The following is a 15,399-nucleotide window of genomic DNA, read 5'->3' on the forward strand; positions in this document are numbered from 1 at the left end:
GCGACCGGCCGGGTCAACACGATTCGACTACCAGGCGATGTGATGCTCACGTAGATGGTTCGCGGCGTCCCACGGACCTGGATTGGTCACCGCGCCCGGTGACCACGCCGAGGGCGATCATCACCAGGCCGAGCGCGAGGTGCAGCCAGTTGTCGGCGGTGTTGACCGGCACGAAGTTGGCCGGCCCGGACTGCTCGACGACCAGCCCGTACAGCCACAGCACCAGGTAGACCGCGCCGCCGCCGAGGAGGAACCCCCGGGCCGTTCCGGGGGTCCGCGCCAGGGCGAGGCCGGCGACGCCGAAGAGCAGGTGCACGACGTTGTGCAGCACCGACACCGCGAACAGCCCGAGCAGCATGGCGTGCGACTGGTGGCCCAACACGGACATCTCGTGGTAGCCGGTGGTGATCCCCGGGACGAACCCGAGCACGCCCACCAGCGCGAACACCGCCCCGACGGCGCCGGAGGCGAGCTGCACGGGGGCCTTGCCGGCCCGGACGCTGGATTGGCTCATGATCGTTCACTCTCTGCTTGGTGACAGGTCATGAGCTGGTTCGGCGCCGGGCGGTGCCCGGATTGGTGCCCGGTGATCGCCGGGTCAGGACGGCAGGTCGAACAGGACCACGGGGGTGGTGGTGGGTTGCGGCGAGCCGCCGGCGGGCTCGATGGTCAACCCGACCTTGGCGGCGCCGGCGAGGCCGTTGAACACCAGCGGGGCCGTCGCCTCCGACGTGTTCGACGGGACCAGGCCCACCGGGCGCGGCTGGCCGCCCCCGATCAGCCAGGCCTGGTAGGTGCGTCCCTCGGGTGGCGTCGGCAGCAGCGAGGTCAACAGGACCGCCTGGTCGAGGGAGTGGGAGGCCAGCACGAACGCGGTGCCGCCGTTGACCCCCGTACCGGTGCCGGCGCGGGCGTCCGGTGCGGTGGCCAGCTGCGCCACCTGCTGGTACTGGCTCTGCAGCCGGGAGACCTCGGCCTGCGCGGCGGCGCGTTCGCGCTCGGCGCGCGCGGCGGCCACCCCGAGCGCCGAGGCCGCCGCCACCGCCACGATCGCGGCCGCCGCGGTGAGCCGGCTCGCCCAGCTCGCCCAGCGGCGCGGGTGGCCGTCGCCCGGCGGCGCGGGTGCCCCGGAGGCGGCCGGCGGGTCCTGGCGGGTGGCGGCCACCTGGGCCATCACCCGCCGGCGCACCCGCTCCGGGGGCGGCTCGGAGACCGCGCCGGCCAGCCTGGCCGCCGCCGCGCGCAGCTCGTCCACCTCGCGGGCACAGTCCGGGCATTCGGCCAGGTGCGCCTCGAACGCGCGCCGCTCCAGCTCGTCGAGCGCGTGCACCGCGTAGGCGCCGGTCAGGGTGTGCACGTCGGGGTTGGTCATCACGCCACCCCCAGACAGTCGCGCAGCCGGATCAGCCCGTCCCGCAACCGAGTCTTGACCGTGCCCAGCGGCGCCCGCAACACGGCGGCCACCTCCACGTAGGTCCGGCCGCCGTAGTAGGCCAGCACCACCGACTCGCGCTGCAGCTCGGTCAACGACCCCAGGCAGCGGCGGACCTGCTCGCGCTCCAGGCGGGCGCCGACCTCCTCGACCACCTCGTCGAAGTCCCGGCGCACCGACTCGGCGGCCACCCGGGCGTCCCTGTCGATGCTGGCCTGGGCGCGGCGGACCCGGTCCACCGCCCGCCGGTGGGCCAGGGTCAAGGCCCAGCTCAACGCGCCGCCCCTGGACGGGTCGTAGCGCGGCGCGGTCCGCCACAGCTCCACCAGCACCTCCTGGGTGACCTCCTCGCTCTGCGCCGGGTCGCGCACCACCCGGCGCACCACACCGAACACCGGGCCGGCGACCAGCGGGTAGAGCCGTTCGAACGCCGACTCGTCGCCCGCGCCCACCCGGGTCAGCAGCTCCTCGGGCGACTCCTGGTCCGGCCCGCCGCGCTCCCCGCCCGGCCGTGGTGGCCACCTCGACTCTGGCATCGCGCGCCTCTCCCGCCGTCGGTAGTTACCCGGCATTCGCCGCCGGCGCCGCCCCGGATTGGCCTACCCGCGCCCGAACGGGTGAATGAGGCCGTGGACCAAGCCGGTGCCTCGGTTGGCGCGAACCACCCACGAAAGCGTCCGGCCGCCCACCGAGGCGGCACCACCTTCTCGAAAGGACCGAACGTGCGCATCAAACCACTCATCGCCACCCTGACGGTCGGAATCGCCACCGCCGCATTGGTTGCCATCGGCGGCGGCAGCGCGGCGGCGGCCGCTCCGGTGCCGGCGGCCGGGAGCCAGTTCGGCCCCGCCTGCGGCGCGGTGCCCGCCAACGGGCCGGGCAGCTTCCAGGGCATGGCGGCCGACCCGGTCGCCACCGCCGCCAGCCACAACCCGGTGCTGTCCACCCTGGTCGGCGCGGTCAAGAAGGCCAACCTGGTGGACACCCTGAACAGCGCGCAGAACATCACGGTGTTCGCGCCGGCGAACGACGCCTTCGGCAAGATCCCGCCGGCCGACCTGGAGAAGGTGCTCGCCGACAACGCGACGCTGACCAAGGTCCTCACCTATCACGTGGTCGGGCAGCGGATCACCCCCGCAGAGCTCGCCGCCGGCAACTTCAAGACCCTCGAAGGCGCCACCCTCAAGACGTCCGGCACCGGACAGGACTTCACCATCAACGGCACCGCCCATGTCATTTGCGGTGACGTACAAACCGCCAACGCCACGGTGTACATCATCGACGGCGTGCTCATGCCGACCGCCGCGTCGAGCTGAGTGAAACCGTCACGCACCGGCGGGCCGCTCGATTCGGGCGGCCCGCCCACCGGTTTGCCTCCGCATTCTTTCTCGTTCGCGCGAAACCGCGGCACGAACAAGCGCCATTCGCTTGCGCCGTTTCGCGAAACTACGCCGAGGGAATTCGCGGCCGCCGCTAGCCGCGGGACCGGCCCGGGAAGTGCTGGCGTCGCAGGTAGAACGCCCCAACGGCGAGCCCGGCGGCGACCAGGCCCGCACCGAAGGCCCCGACCGGTGCCAGCGCGAGGCACAGCACGGCGAGCGCGGCGGCGACAACGATGGTGACGTCATATACACGGCGCATCCAGCTCCGGCCGGGTAACGGCCGGCGCATGGCCTCGGCGAAGCGCCGATCTTCGGTGCTGATCCGTCGTTCGATGTCTCGCAGTACGCGGCGTTCGCGCTCGCTGAGCATGGTGTCCTCCCCGCATGACGACCGTCCCATTCTCGAACACCGGCCGCGACACGTCGTATTACCCGTTCGAATGACACGCCCGACCATCCACACACGAGGAGCGACCGGGCGGCGTCCGGTGGTGTCAACCCTCCTCGCCCGGGCGGGGAGGTGGCCGCCGTCGGCGCGTCGTCGGGATCGCGGGACTCGGCGCATTCCGTATACAAACGCAAATGCATCCCGACCGGTGCGGAACAAGCGCCGCTAGCTTCGCCGGTCACCTATCGGCACGACCTGGCAATAACGCTCCCGTTCCTACGGCGGTAGTTGTTTCACATCAGTAAGTAGATCCCGCGTCCCCCGAAGTCCGACGCGCGAACCACCCGATCGGGTAGAACGCGCGTAAAGATCAGTCGTTGCACGATCCAGATGCAAATCGCTATGGCTACTATCAAAGTCCCTTCCCCCGGGGGAGAAAATCATGGCATCCAGTGCGCCAACACGCGTGATAACCGTCGTGCTGGAACGTCTCGGCATGCACCTGTGGGGTTTCCCGCCCCGCCTGATGGCGCCGATCGTCGGCGAGCTCGGCCCGGTCCGGGCGCTGGCCTGGTTCGCCTGGAACATGCCCCGCTACCAGCGCTCCCTGGCGGCCCTCGGCCCGGTCCGCACCCACCTCATCTGCACGACCATCTCGCTGGTCAACGGGTGCCGGTACTGCAGCTACGGCCATGCCTACGCCCTCGAACTGGCGTACCTGCACGAGCACGGCCGGCTCTTCCCGATCAGCAAGCACCGCATCCTGCTGCTGCGCGGCCAGTCGCCCGGGACGATCCGGCACCACATGGTCACCGCCGTCCAGAACGCCGGCCTGTACGCCGAGGCGCGCTGGCTGGCCCGCGCCATCGAGCTGACCGTCGCCGACGACCGCCGCCCGACCGACCCGGACGACACCCGCATCTCGCACCTGGTGACGATGTTCGGCGTGCTCAACTCCGTGGGCATCGCCCACCAGACCGAGCCCGACCAGGCACACTCGCCGTTCAACAAGGACCGCGCCCTCAAGCTGCGACACTCGACGCTGCGCGCCGCGACCGACGCCGGGCGTTGACAGCCTGGAGGGGCACACCTACCGTCCCCTCTCAATGAACGCAAAGCGGCTTTCATTCAACGGGAATGATCCGGTGGCCCGGCCGAGCTACCTGGCCCGGCTGCTAGACGTCATCGACGTGGCCGTGACGCACGAGCGCGCGCCGCTGCCGATGTCGGAGATCGCGGCGGCGGCCGGCGTGCCGGTGTCGACGGCGTCGCGGTTGCTCGGCCTGCTCGGCGAGCACGGCTTCCTGGTGCAGCTGCCGGACGCGGGCTACGCGGCGGGCCCTCGGCTGCTGCGGGTCGCGATGGGCGCGATCGAGCGGCTGCGCGACACCGACCGGTTGAAGGCCGCCGTGGAGGCCCTGAGCGACCAGGCCGGCGAGAGCGCGAGCGCCGGGCTGCTGGTCGGCGACGAGATCGTCCTGGTGGCCAGGAAGGAGCCGACGCACTCGCTGCGGGCGGTGGCGCGGGTCGGCGACATCATCGCCCCACACACCTCGGCCATGGGCAAGGCGATCCTGTCCCGGCTGCCGGCGCAACGCAGGGCAGCGGTGCTCCGGGCGGCGGTCGGGGAGGACGCGGACGCCACCCTGGACCGGCTGGAGGAGGAGCTGGCGACCGCCACCGCCGACGGGTACGCGGTGGACGAGGGCACCTTCACCGTCGGCCTGCGCTGCCGGGCCGCGCCGCTGCTCGACGGCGACGGGCACGCGGTCGGCGGCCTGTCGATCGCCGGGCCGGCCGCCCGGTTCACCCCCGAACACGCCGAGAGCTGCCTGCCCGCGCTGCGCGCGCAGGTCGCGGCGCTCTCGCCGACCCCGAGGAGCACCGCATGACGTCCGCGAGCCTGCATCCGGCGGTCAACGACGCGGTGGCGAAGGCGGAGGGCGCCTACCACGGCTGGCTGGACCAGGTCTGGGTCTTGACGGGGCGGTCATGACCGGCGGGCCGCCGCGCGGTGCCCAACCGCCCGGTGCCCAACCGCCCGATGCCGAGCTGCGCGGCGTGCGGAAGGAGTACCCGGGTGGTTCGACCGGCGTGGACGGCGTTTCCCTGGACGTCCACCGCGGGGAGTTCTTCTCCCTGCTCGGCCCGTCGGGCTGCGGCAAGAGCACCACGCTGCGGATCCTCGCCGGCCTGGAGGAGCCCACCGCCGGGGAGGTGCTGATCCGGGGCGAGTCCGTCGCCGGCCGCCCGGCGCACCGCCGCCCGACCAACCTGGTCTTCCAGCGGCTCGCGCTGTTCCCGCACCTCACGGTCGCGGACAACGTCGCGTTCGGGCCCCGGCTGCACCGCCGGTCGCGCGCGGAGACCGCCCGCACGGTGGGTGAGATGCTGGAGCTGGTCGACCTCACCGGATACGAGCGCCGGCTGCCGGCGCAGCTGTCCGGCGGCCAGCAGCAGCGGGTCGCGATCGCCAGGGCGCTGGCCAACCGGCCGGCGGTGCTGCTGCTCGACGAGCCGCTCGGCTCGCTCGACCTCAAGCTGCGCGCCCAGATGCAGCGCGCGCTCAAGCACATCCAGCAGGACTCGGGCACCACGTTCCTCTACGTGACCCACGACCAGGTCGAGGCGCTCACCATGTCCGACCGGATCGCGGTGATGAACCAGGGCCGCATCGAGCAGACCGGCGACCCCGTCACGCTCTACCGGTCCCCGCGCACCCGGTTCGTCGCGACGTTCCTGGGCGACACGAACCTGTTCGAGGGCACGGTCACCGACGGCGTCCTCGCCGCCTCCGGACTGTCGATCAAGGTGCCGGGCACGGGCCGGGTCGCCTCGGTGCGGCCCGAGCGGGTGGCCGTGGCGCCGCGGCTGCCCGACGGGTACGGCAACCGCTTCCCCGGCCGGCTGGAGGAGATCGTCTTCCAGGGAGCGAGCGTGCGGTACCAGGTCCGGCTGGCCTCGGGCGTCGCGGTGACCGCCGAACAGCGGGAGGACGCCGCGCCCGCGCTGGCCGTCGGCGCCGACGTCGAGGCCGGCTGGCAGGTCGACGCCGCCGCGATGCTCGACCACTGAGCCGTCAGGAGCGATGACATGTCCGGATCCGCGCCGCTGTCCAGGCGGCGATGGCTGAAGACCGTCGGCCTGGCCGGAGGCGTCGCGCTGACCTCGGCGTGTGGCGCCGTGGCCCCGCCCTCGCGGTCCGCGCCGAGCGCCGGCGCCAACGGCAAGCTGAAGGTGACGCTGTTCGCCTTCCTCGGCGGTGACCTGGCCACAGTGCCGAAGGAGTTCGCCAAGGAGTACGAGGCCGCGCACCGGGGCGTCCAGGTCGAGATCTACGAACAGTCGAACACCATCGGCTACGCGAAGATGCTCGCGCAGAAGAAGGTGGCGCCCGACCAGCCGCTGGTCAACCTCGGCTTCTTCAACGCCCAGACCACGGCGAAGGGCATCGGCGACCGGATGTGGTCGCGGTTGGACTACGCGGGGATGTCCAACGCCCCCGACATCGATGCGCAGTTCCGCCGCGACGACCAGTTCGGCATCGGCATCGGCATCGGCGCCGACCAGTTCGGCCTGGTCTACAACCACGAGAAGCTGCCCACCGCGCCCACCTCCTGGGCCGACCTGTGGAACCCCGCCTACAGGGGCAAGGTCTGCCTGTTCCAGGACCCCTGGTACGCGGTGTTCGTGGCGGCCATGCTGAACGGCGGCTCGATCGAGAACATGGAGCCCGGCTGGCAGCTCTGGCAGCGCTCCGCCGAGCAGATCCGGCTGATGGTCATCTCGAACCCGCAGTACCTGAACGTGCTCGCCAGCGGCACCGCGCCGCTGACCGCCTACTTCGCCGGCACCGGCCAGCAGTGGATCGACTCCGGGGCGCCGCTGAGCTACGTGGTCCCCCGGGAGGGCGCGATCTCGCAGCCGGTGTACCTGCAGGCGGTGGCCGGCTCCACCGACAACCAGCTCGAGGTGGCCCACGACATGATCAACCAGTTGATCTCGCCGAAGTGGTCGGCCCGGTGGGCGTCGGCGAGCATCGAGACGCCGGCGAACACGAAGACGCCGCTCCCGCACAAGCTCGCGCGCCTGCCGGCGTTCGCGCCGGCCACCCGGGAGCGCTTCATCAAGGTCGACTACGCCGCGGTGGGCAGGAACAGCACCGCATGGCGGCAGCGCTGGGATCGCGATGTTTCGTCGCGGATCTGACGCCCCGCCGATGAGCACCGTGCGCAGGCACCGGGCCGGCTACCTGCTCGCGGCCCCGACCGCGGTGGTGATCCTCGCGGTCTTCGCCGGCGCGATGGTGGCGCTGCTGGAGTACAGCTTCCACGAGTACCCGCCAGGCGGCGGCGACATCGGCGGCACCGTGGCCACCTGGCGCTCGTTCCTCACCGGCGGCCACCACTGGGACGTGGTCGGGCGGACCGTCGAGGTCGGCCTGCTCACCACCGTGATCACCGCCGTCGTCGGCTACCCCACCGCGTTCGCGCTGAGCCGTGTCGCGCGGCCGGTGTGGCGCCATGTCGGGCTGTTCGTCGTGTTCGCGCCGCTGCTGTCCAGCGTGATCTCCCGGACCTACGGCTGGGAGCTGATCCTCGGCGACAGCGGGCTGCTGAACTGGGTGTTGGAGTCCGCCGGCCTGAGCCCGGCGCGGATCATGTACGAGCAGACCTCGGTGATCATCGCGCTGGTGCACATCCTGCTGCCGTTCATGGTCTTCCCCGTCATGAGCGCGCTCGGCCAGCTCGACTCCGCGCTCGACGAGGCGGCCGGCGACCTCGGCGCCGGGGCCTGGCGGCGGTTCTCCAAGGTGACGCTGCCGCTCACCCTCACCGGCGTGATCGCCGGGTCCGAGCTGGTGTTCGCGCTGTCGATCAGCTCGTTCGCCACCCCGAGCCTGCTCGGCGGCGGCCGGGTGCAGGTGCTGGCCACCGACATCTACAACGACGTGGAGAACGTGGAGTGGCCGCTGGCCGCGGTCGCCTGCTATGTGCTGCTCGCGCTGGCCGCGGTGGCGCTGGTGGCGTTCGGCAGGCTGCAACGGCTCGCCGGGCGGACCGCCCAGGGCGGGGTCACCGCGCAGGCGTCGCCGGCCGGGGCGGGGCGCGGCTGGGTCGCCTGGCTGGCGTGCGTCGAGGTGTTCGTCCTGGCCCCGATGGTGATCGTCGCGGTCGAGTCGTTCTCCTCGGTGTCCTACGGGACGTGGCCGCCGCCAGGGCTGTCCACCCGGTGGTACGCGAACCTGCTCAGCCAGCCGGGCCTGGGCGAGGCCACCCTGCTCAGCCTGGAGGTCGCGGTCGCGACCACCGTGATCGCGACGTTCATCGGGACGCTGGTCTCGGTCTCCCTGGTGCGGCACGCGCCGCCGGGGCGCACGCTGATCGAAGCGCTCACCCTGTCCCCCGCGGTCGTGCCCAAGGTGGCCTTCGGCTTCGCCGGATTCGTGTACCTGCACCGGGTCGGGCTGTTCGGCGGTCTCGCCGGGCTGGTCGCCGCGCACGTCGTGATCGTCCTACCGTTCGTGACCGTCGTCGTGACGTCCGCGCTGGTCAACGCCGACGACGCGCTCGACGCGGCGGCCCGCGACCTGGGCGCGACCCCGGCGCGGGCGTTCCGGCTCGCGACGCTGCCGCAGATCAGGCCGGCGCTGCTCGCCTCGGCCCTGTTCGCCTTCGTGATCAGCTTCGACGAGGTGGACACGACGATCTTCCTGCTGGCGCCGGACCAGAACACGCTGCCGGTCTGGATGTACACCTACATGCAGAAGTACCAGGACCCCACCCTCGCCGCGCTGTCCACGATCCTGATCGCCGCGGCGCTGATCCTCGCCGGAGCGGTAGCGGCGCTGCTCGCCCGCTCCGGCGTCTTCACCACCCTGTTGCGCGACCCCAAGGAGGCACCGCCCGCATGAGCGCACCGTCCCGCACCGTCGAGCAGGTCCCGGTCACCACGCTGGCCGACGGCCACCGGCTCGGCCTGACCGTCCACACCCTGCGCGGCGCCCACGACGGGCCGCACCTGGCGCTGGTCGGCGGCATCCACGGCGACGAGCCGCTGGGCCCCGAGACGGTGCGCCGCATCCTGGCCACCGTCGACCCGGCCGAGCTGACCGGCACCATCACCGCGGTCCCGGTCGCGAACCCGCTCGCGCTGGCCGCGCTGCACCGGAACACCCCGCTGGACGGCCTCAACCTCAACCGCGTCTTCCCCGGCAACCGCACCGGCTCGGTCACCGAGCAGATCGCCGCCGTGCTCTGCGAGATCCTGGCCGACAGCACCCACCTGATCGACTTCCACTCGGGCGGCAACTTCGCCACCGTCGACTACTCCTACCTGCACGAGGCCGGCGCGGACATGTCCCGCGCGTACGGCTGCTCGCTGCTCTACTCCCACGACTCCTACGTCGGCTCCGCCACCGACTGGGCGCTGCGGCGCGGGGCGAACGCCATGGTCAGCGAGCTCGGCGGGGGCGGCCAGCGCATCGACCACTACCTGGACAAGGGCGTCAGCGGCGCGACCAACGTGCTGCGCACCCTCGGCATGCTCCCCGGCTCGCCGTCCGCGCCCCCGGTCGACCAGACGATCGTCACCACCCTGACCGTCATCCAGCCGCGAGTGGGCGGCGTGCTCCTGTCCGAGTTCGGCGCCGACCAGATCGGCAAGAGCCTCGCGGCGGGCACCGTCCTCGGCCGCATCCTCAGCCCTTACACCTTCGAGGAACTCGAGGTCATCACCGCCCCCTACGAGCCGAGCATCCTCGTCCTCACCCGCGAGTCCATGACGAACGTCGCGCCCGGCGACTACGGCTTCATGGTCGCCGACGGCGCCACCGCCCGCCCCGCCTAACCGCCCGTACCCCCCGCCCGCGAGTCGGGGCTCTCAGCACACTGAGTCGGGCGTCTCAGCACACCGGCCAGCGGTAGCCGCGACGCTCGAATGCCGCCCGGAGCTGGTACTCCACGCGAGTGCTGTCGCTCAGGTCGTCGCTCCCTACCGGGATGACCAGCCACCCGCGCCGACGCAGGTCCTCCGCGCGGAGATCATCCTCCGCCTCCCGGCCGGCGTGAACGGCGTAGCCGTTGTACTCCAGCGCGACGCGCTGGTCGGGCCACGCCAGGTCGAGGCGGTACACCTCCACCCCGGCCGGTGACAGCACGGGCCAGTTGGCCTCGGGCGGCGGGAAACCGAGATCGACGACCTCGAGCAGCAGCCAACTCTCCGGCGGCGACTCGGCCCGGCCGCTCGCCAACCCGAGCAGCCGCGCCCCTCTCCTGGTACCGCGCGGGTCGGGCCGACTCTTCAAGCGCTGACCGACCCGAGCGCGGAATACCTCCCGCCGCTCCGGCGGCTGCGCGACGAGCATCTGATCGGTCACGGCGATCGCGTCGCGCGGCCGAGCCGTACACAACAAGTCGCAGGTCACCCGCTCCGCGCCGAGGACAGGCAGGCCGTCGATCTCGATCACGTCGGTGGGCGGGATCGAACCGTTGTGGACCACCAGACCAGTCCGAGTCCGCGCCGGATGGCCGTACGGCACCAGCACGTGGACATCGGCGTCGTCGATCGCCGTGCACCCGTGCAACCCAGCCGCCGTCGGCCCCGCGAGGACCGATCCACGCCCATGGAGTAGCAACGCGGCGGCCGCTCGGGTCCGCACCTCCGTGGCCCGCTCGGCGTCGACCAGCACCCGGCGCCACAGCCGGACCAGGGCGCCATGGAGCAGCGCCGCTCGGACCGGGTAGCGACCGACGCGCTCGATCAGGTCTCGTTGCAGGTAGGTGCCATGCAGTCCGAGGGGGAGATCCATCCGGCCACGATCGTCCGGAACGCGTCACAACGAGACGCAAAGTCCGGCGCTTGTGGACAACCACCGTCGATGTGGATAACCGCCCGCCCCGACGTGTGCTGAAACGCCCGACTCAGTGTGCTGAGAGCCCCGACTCGCGGGTGGGGGGTACGGGTGGGGTTCGCCGGGGGGTCACCTGCCGGCTTTGACGAACTTGACGCGGGTGCCGGGTACCAGGAGTGCGGGTGGGTCGCGGTGGATCTCCCAGACGCTCAGGTCGGTCTGGCCGATGAGCTGCCAGCCGCCGGGCGAGGCGCGCGGGTAGATGGCGCTGAAGCCGCCGGCCAGGCCGACGGCGCCGGGCGGGACCTTGGTGCGGGACTCCGGGCGCCGGGGCACCGCGAGCCTCGGGTCGCCGTCGGCGAGGTAGGCGAACCCGGGCGAGAAGCCGCCGAACGCCACCGTCCACTCCCGGCCGGTGTGGGCCTCGATCAGCTCGCTCCTGGTCAGGCCGGTGTGCTCGGCGACGGCGTCCAGGTCGGCGCCGTCGTAGCGGACCGGGACCTGGACCAGTGCGGATGCGGGCGCCAGCTCGGCGTTCGGCGTGGTCGACCGCAGCTCGCGCTCCAGCCGGGACGGATCGGTGCGCGAAGGGTCGTACCGGACCAGCAGGGTCGTCGCGGCCGGCACCAGGTCGATCGTCCCCGCCGGCGGGGCCTCGGCCAGCGCGGCGTACATCCGCCGTACCAACGCCAGGTCGCCGAACTCCAGCAGGAGCCCGGTGTCGCCGCAGCGCAGCACCCGGAACATATCGGAAGTATCCGGCCGGCCGCGCGGGTTCGCCCTGGCACTAGTCGCCAAAGAAGCGCCGGCAACGACGAAGAACTCTGACGAAGTCCCGGGTCGGGGCCCGTGGTTATGGTCCGAATGCGGGCATCGGACGAGCCGAGGGGAACCCATGACATCCGTAGAGGTGGCGCTCACGACCGACATCGGTGAGGGGTTCGGGCGGTGGGTTCTTGCCGACGACGATGCCCTGCTCGACGTCGTGACCAGCGCGAACGTCGCCTGTGGGTTCCACGCCGGCGACCCGGACATCATGCGCCGGACCTGCGAGCGCGCGGCGCGCAACGGCGTCGCGGTGGGCGCCCAGGTCAGCTACCGAGACCTGGCCGGCTTCGGCCGCCGCTACGTGGCGGTGCCCGGCGAGACGCTCGCGAACGACCTGCTCTACCAGATCGGCGCGCTCGACGCGTTCGCCCGCGCCGCCGGCACCCGGGTGTCCTACGTCCGCGCCCACGGCGCGCTGTACAACGTGGCCGCGACGAACGAGGAGCACGCGGCGGCGATCGTCGAGGCCGTCCGGCTGTGGGACCCGGGGCTGCCGGTGCTCGCCCAGGTCGGCACCGCGACCTGGAAGCACGCGGAGCGGGCCGGCGTCCGCGCCATCGCCGAGGCGTTCGTCGACAGGGCCTACACCGGCGACGGCCTGCTGCTCCCCCGCACCCACCCGGAGGCGCTGCTCGGCGACGCCGACGAGGCCGCGGCGCGCGCCGTGCGGATCGTCACCGACCGCGAGCTGACCGCCATCGACGGCGAGACGGTCACCGTCGACGGGCGGGCGCTGCTCGTGCACTCCGACACGCCGGGCGCGCTGGCCATCGCCACCCGCACCCGGCGGGCGCTGCTCGACGCGGGCATCCGGCTGGTGCCGCTGTCCGAGCTCGCGCCCTGACCCGCCCACCGACGATCGGGGAGAACCCATGTCTGTCAGCTACGGGCTCGCGCTGGAGAACTTCACCTCGGCGGCGAGCAACCCCGACATCGACGCGCTCGTCGGCTACGCGCGGCGCGCCGAGGAGCTGGGCTTCACCGGGCTGTGGGCCTGGGACCACCTCTTCCTCGGCTCGCGCCAGCCGTTCCCCTGCCTGGAGGCGCTCACCACGCTGACCACCCTGGCCGCGCACACCACGACGATCGGGCTGGGCACCGGCGTGCTGGTGCTGCCCATCCGGGACCCGGCGCTGCTGGCCAGGACCGCCACCAGCATCCAGGCGATCTCGAAGGGCCGGCTCACCCTCGGCGTGGCCGCCGGCTGGTACCGGCGCGAGTTCGACGCGACGGGCACGCCGTTCCGGGGCCGGGGCGCACGGTTCGAGCGCAACCTCGACATCTGCTACCGGCTCTGGGCGGACGACGAGGTGACCGGCGAGTGGGACGACCTGAGCTTCCGCCGGGTGCGGATGCTGCCGCGCCCGACACCCCGGCCGCGCCTGCTCATCGGCGGCTACGTCGACCGGGTGCTGCGCAGGGTGGCCACCCTCGGCGACGGCTGGCTGACCTACTTCTACCGGGCCGAGGACTTCGCCAGGTCCTGGTACCGGATCCGGGACCACGCCGCCGACGCCGGCAGGGACCCGAACGCGCTCACCAACGTTGCCCAGCTGCCGATCTGCATCGACGAGTCGTTCGAGGCCGCGGACCGGAAGGTCGGGCCGTGGCTGGCCGAGTACTTCGACAACCCGGAGTGGAGCGACGCGACCCCGGAGAGCGCGATCCGGGGCACCCCCGAACAGTGCGCCGAGCAGCTCGCCGAGCACATCTCCGCCGGCGTCGAGCACATCGCGCTGGTGCCTTACCGGTACCGGCAAGAGCAGGTCGAGCGGTTCGCGTCGGAGGTGCGGCCGTTGCTGTCGGGTCTCGCGGCGGCGACCTCCCGATGACCGAGCTCCCGATGACCGGAGGCCGGCCGGTGCTGGACAAGGTCACCACGGCGGCCGAGGCGGTCGGGCTGGTGCGCGACGGGGACCACGTGGCGGTCGGGGGCACGAACTACTCCCGGACGCCGATGGCGCTGGTGTTCGAGCTGCTGCGGCAACGGCGGACCGGGCTGACGGTGTCCCGGCCGCTGTCCTGCTTCGAGGCCGAGCTGCTGCTGGCCACCGGCACCGCGGACACGCTGATGACCAGTTGGGTGGGCATCGGGCACGGGTGGGGGCTGGCGCGGGTGGTGCGCCACTTCGTGGAGAGCGGCTCCGCCCGGTTCGAGGAGTGGAGCCACCTGGCGCTGGGCATGCGCTACCGCGCGGCCGCGATGGGCGTGCCGTTCCTGCCGACCTCCACGATGCTCGGCTCCGACCTGGTGGAACGGACCGGCGCCCGCACCGTGACCTGCCCGTACACCGAGCAGACGCTGCTCGCGGTGCCGGCGCTGCACCCGGACGTGGCGTTCCTGCACGTGCAGCGCGCGGACCGGTACGGCAACGCGCAGATCGACGGCTACCCGTTCATGGACGTGGACATGGCGTACGCGGCGCGGCGGGTGGTGCTGAGCGCGGAGGAGATCGTCGAGCCGGAGCTGTTGCGCCGCGAGCCGACCCGGACGGTCATCCCGCACTTCGCGGTGGACGCGGTGGTGCACCAGCCGTACGGCTCGTACCCGCACGAGTGCTACGGCGGCTACGAGGTCGACGCCGAGCACTTCACCGAGTACATGAACCAGGTCAGGGAGCACGGTGTCGAGGGCGCGCGGCGCTACGTCGACGCGCACGTCCGCGCCCACGCCGACTTCGCGGGGTTCCTCGCGACGGTCGGCCCGGAGCGGCTGGCGCGGCGGCGCCGGGGAGCGCAGGAGCTGATGCCGGCATGACCACCGCGGACGAGCTGATGACCGTCACGGCCAGCCGCCTGCTCGCCGACCACCGCGTCGTCTTCGCCGGCATCGGGCTGCCGCTGGTGGCCTCCGCGCTGGCCAAACGCCGGCAGGCGCCGAACCTGACCATCGTGCTGGAGGGCGGCATCGTCGGGCTGCGCCCCCGGCCCGGGCGGCTCCCGGACTCCACGAACGAGATGTGCGCGGCCGTGGACGCCGACATGATCACCGGTATCTGCGACGTCTTCCTCGCCGCGCAGCGCGGGTTCTTCGACTACGGGTTCCTCGGCTGCGCCCAGATCGACGCGCACGGGAACATCAACACCAGCGTCATCGGCGACGCCGACGCCCCCACCGTCCGGCTGCCCGGCACCGGCGGCGCGAACGACATCAGCTCGCTGTGCAACCAGACGTTCGTGATCACCACCCACGAGCCCCGGCGGTTCGTCGAACGGGTCGACTTCGTCACCAGCCCCGGCTACCTCGACGGCGGCCGCGCGCGGGAGCGGTCCGGGCTGGTGCGCGGCGGGCCGAGCCGGGTCATCACCGACCTGGCCGTGATGGACTTCGAGCCGGAGTCCCGCCGCATGCGCGTGCGCGCGCTGCAACCGGGCGTCGAGATCAGCGACGTGCTCGCGGCGACCGGGTTCGAGCCGCTGGTGGCCGACGATCTGGCCCGCCTCGCCGCGCCGGACCCGGAGGAGCTGGCGATGCTGCGCCGGCTGAACGGCGAGCTGGCCCCCACCGCGGCCTGAG

Annotated in this window: 17 protein-coding genes; 11 read left to right on the top strand and 6 right to left on the bottom strand. The window is 72.4% G+C overall.

Annotation, left to right across the window (positions count from 1 at the left end):
- Positions 1–46 precede the first annotated feature (46 nt).
- From N912_RS0107535 to sigK, 3 genes are all read right to left on the bottom strand, one after another.
- The gene (locus tag N912_RS0107535; RefSeq protein ID WP_028921968.1) at positions 47–514 is read right to left on the bottom strand and encodes a DUF4383 domain-containing protein; all 468 of its coding nucleotides are present in this window, start codon (positions 512–514) and stop codon (positions 47–49) included.
- 84 nt (positions 515–598) lie between these two features.
- Complete coding sequence (locus N912_RS0107540) at positions 599–1,372, bottom strand: anti-sigma factor (protein WP_028921969.1); 774 nt, start codon at positions 1,370–1,372, stop codon at positions 599–601.
- Positions 1,372–1,968, bottom strand: a complete 597-nt coding sequence (sigK, locus tag N912_RS0107545; protein WP_028921970.1) for an ECF RNA polymerase sigma factor SigK — start codon at positions 1,966–1,968, stop codon at positions 1,372–1,374. The genes N912_RS0107540 and sigK overlap by 1 nt, the downstream gene beginning before the upstream one ends.
- Positions 1,969–2,154: 186 nt before the next feature.
- On the opposite strand from sigK, the gene N912_RS0107550 reads away from it, so the two are divergent.
- Positions 2,155–2,748 carry a fasciclin domain-containing protein gene (locus N912_RS0107550; RefSeq protein ID WP_051579796.1) on the top strand — a complete coding sequence of 198 codons (594 nt, stop codon included), beginning with the start codon at positions 2,155–2,157 and terminating at the stop codon, positions 2,746–2,748.
- 157 nt (positions 2,749–2,905) lie between these two features.
- Here N912_RS0107550 and N912_RS64455 read toward each other — a convergent pair whose 3' ends face one another.
- Positions 2,906–3,184, bottom strand: coding sequence for a DUF3040 domain-containing protein (locus tag N912_RS64455; RefSeq protein ID WP_028921972.1), 279 nt, complete (start codon positions 3,182–3,184; stop codon positions 2,906–2,908).
- A 496-nt stretch (positions 3,185–3,680) separates the two neighbouring features.
- Here N912_RS64455 and N912_RS0107560 point away from each other — a divergent pair, with 496 nt between their 5' ends.
- From N912_RS0107560 to N912_RS50135, 6 genes are all read left to right on the top strand, one after another.
- Positions 3,681–4,274, top strand: a complete 594-nt coding sequence (locus tag N912_RS0107560; RefSeq protein ID WP_156993241.1) for a hypothetical protein — start codon at positions 3,681–3,683, stop codon at positions 4,272–4,274.
- A 73-nt stretch (positions 4,275–4,347) separates the two neighbouring features.
- Positions 4,348–5,094 carry an IclR family transcriptional regulator gene (locus N912_RS0107565; protein ID WP_028921974.1) on the top strand — a complete coding sequence of 249 codons (747 nt, stop codon included), beginning with the start codon at positions 4,348–4,350 and terminating at the stop codon, positions 5,092–5,094.
- A 100-nt stretch (positions 5,095–5,194) separates the two neighbouring features.
- Positions 5,195–6,277, top strand: coding sequence for an ABC transporter ATP-binding protein (locus N912_RS50130; RefSeq protein WP_051579797.1), 1,083 nt, complete (start codon positions 5,195–5,197; stop codon positions 6,275–6,277).
- Between the two features lie 18 nt (positions 6,278–6,295).
- Positions 6,296–7,411 carry an ABC transporter substrate-binding protein gene (locus N912_RS0107580; RefSeq protein ID WP_028921975.1) on the top strand — a complete coding sequence of 372 codons (1,116 nt, stop codon included), beginning with the start codon at positions 6,296–6,298 and terminating at the stop codon, positions 7,409–7,411.
- Between the two features lie 10 nt (positions 7,412–7,421).
- Complete coding sequence (locus N912_RS0107585) at positions 7,422–9,116, top strand: ABC transporter permease subunit (protein ID WP_028921976.1); 1,695 nt, start codon at positions 7,422–7,424, stop codon at positions 9,114–9,116.
- Positions 9,113–10,051, top strand: a complete 939-nt coding sequence (locus tag N912_RS50135) for a succinylglutamate desuccinylase/aspartoacylase family protein (protein ID WP_051579798.1) — start codon at positions 9,113–9,115, stop codon at positions 10,049–10,051. Before N912_RS0107585 ends, N912_RS50135 begins: the two co-directional genes overlap by 4 nt.
- A gap of 55 nt (positions 10,052–10,106) precedes the next feature.
- Here the strand turns inward: N912_RS50135 and N912_RS50140 are convergent, their stop codons facing one another.
- Together N912_RS50140 and N912_RS0107600 are read right to left on the bottom strand one after the other, a co-directional pair.
- Positions 10,107–11,012, bottom strand: coding sequence for a hypothetical protein (locus tag N912_RS50140; RefSeq protein WP_037062962.1), 906 nt, complete (start codon positions 11,010–11,012; stop codon positions 10,107–10,109).
- 171 nt (positions 11,013–11,183) lie between these two features.
- On the bottom strand, positions 11,184–11,801 hold the full coding sequence (locus N912_RS0107600) for a 5-oxoprolinase subunit B family protein (RefSeq protein WP_028921977.1): 618 nt from the start codon (positions 11,799–11,801) through the stop codon (positions 11,184–11,186).
- Between the two features lie 148 nt (positions 11,802–11,949).
- Between N912_RS0107600 and N912_RS0107605 the strand changes: the two genes are divergently transcribed.
- Genes N912_RS0107605 through N912_RS0107620 form a run of 4 tightly spaced genes read left to right on the top strand, consistent with a single transcriptional unit; the run spans position 11,950 to position 15,398 of the window.
- Positions 11,950–12,726, top strand: a complete 777-nt coding sequence (locus N912_RS0107605) for a LamB/YcsF family protein (RefSeq protein WP_028921978.1) — start codon at positions 11,950–11,952, stop codon at positions 12,724–12,726.
- A gap of 28 nt (positions 12,727–12,754) precedes the next feature.
- Positions 12,755–13,714, top strand: coding sequence for an LLM class flavin-dependent oxidoreductase (locus tag N912_RS0107610; RefSeq protein ID WP_028921979.1), 960 nt, complete (start codon positions 12,755–12,757; stop codon positions 13,712–13,714).
- Complete coding sequence (locus tag N912_RS0107615) at positions 13,711–14,640, top strand: CoA transferase subunit A (RefSeq protein ID WP_028921980.1); 930 nt, start codon at positions 13,711–13,713, stop codon at positions 14,638–14,640. The genes N912_RS0107610 and N912_RS0107615 overlap by 4 nt, the downstream gene beginning before the upstream one ends.
- Positions 14,637–15,398, top strand: coding sequence for a CoA-transferase subunit beta (locus N912_RS0107620; RefSeq protein ID WP_028921981.1), 762 nt, complete (start codon positions 14,637–14,639; stop codon positions 15,396–15,398). The genes N912_RS0107615 and N912_RS0107620 overlap by 4 nt, the downstream gene beginning before the upstream one ends.
- Position 15,399 lies beyond the last annotated feature (1 nt).

The organism is Actinospineispora acaciae DSM 45401 (assembly GCF_000620785.1).
Lineage (GTDB): Bacteria > Actinomycetota > Actinomycetes > Mycobacteriales > Pseudonocardiaceae > Pseudonocardia > Pseudonocardia acaciae.

Coding starts and splice junctions, on each gene's coding strand:
- N912_RS50140 (WP_037062962.1), bottom strand. CDS start 11,012: ATGGATCTCCCCCTCGGACTGCATGGCACCTACCTGCAACGAGACCTG.
- N912_RS64455 (WP_028921972.1), bottom strand. CDS start 3,184: ATGCTCAGCGAGCGCGAACGCCGCGTACTGCGAGACATCGAACGACGG.
- N912_RS0107540 (WP_028921969.1), bottom strand. CDS start 1,372: ATGACCAACCCCGACGTGCACACCCTGACCGGCGCCTACGCGGTGCAC.
- N912_RS0107600 (WP_028921977.1), bottom strand. CDS start 11,801: ATGTTCCGGGTGCTGCGCTGCGGCGACACCGGGCTCCTGCTGGAGTTC.
- N912_RS0107615 (WP_028921980.1), top strand. CDS start 13,711: ATGACCGAGCTCCCGATGACCGGAGGCCGGCCGGTGCTGGACAAGGTC.
- N912_RS0107585 (WP_028921976.1), top strand. CDS start 7,422: ATGAGCACCGTGCGCAGGCACCGGGCCGGCTACCTGCTCGCGGCCCCG.
- N912_RS50135 (WP_051579798.1), top strand. CDS start 9,113: ATGAGCGCACCGTCCCGCACCGTCGAGCAGGTCCCGGTCACCACGCTG.
- N912_RS50130 (WP_051579797.1), top strand. CDS start 5,195: ATGACCGGCGGGCCGCCGCGCGGTGCCCAACCGCCCGGTGCCCAACCG.
- N912_RS0107610 (WP_028921979.1), top strand. CDS start 12,755: ATGTCTGTCAGCTACGGGCTCGCGCTGGAGAACTTCACCTCGGCGGCG.
- N912_RS0107620 (WP_028921981.1), top strand. CDS start 14,637: ATGACCACCGCGGACGAGCTGATGACCGTCACGGCCAGCCGCCTGCTC.
- sigK (WP_028921970.1), bottom strand. CDS start 1,968: ATGCCAGAGTCGAGGTGGCCACCACGGCCGGGCGGGGAGCGCGGCGGG.
- N912_RS0107605 (WP_028921978.1), top strand. CDS start 11,950: ATGACATCCGTAGAGGTGGCGCTCACGACCGACATCGGTGAGGGGTTC.
- N912_RS0107535 (WP_028921968.1), bottom strand. CDS start 514: ATGAGCCAATCCAGCGTCCGGGCCGGCAAGGCCCCCGTGCAGCTCGCC.
- N912_RS0107580 (WP_028921975.1), top strand. CDS start 6,296: ATGTCCGGATCCGCGCCGCTGTCCAGGCGGCGATGGCTGAAGACCGTC.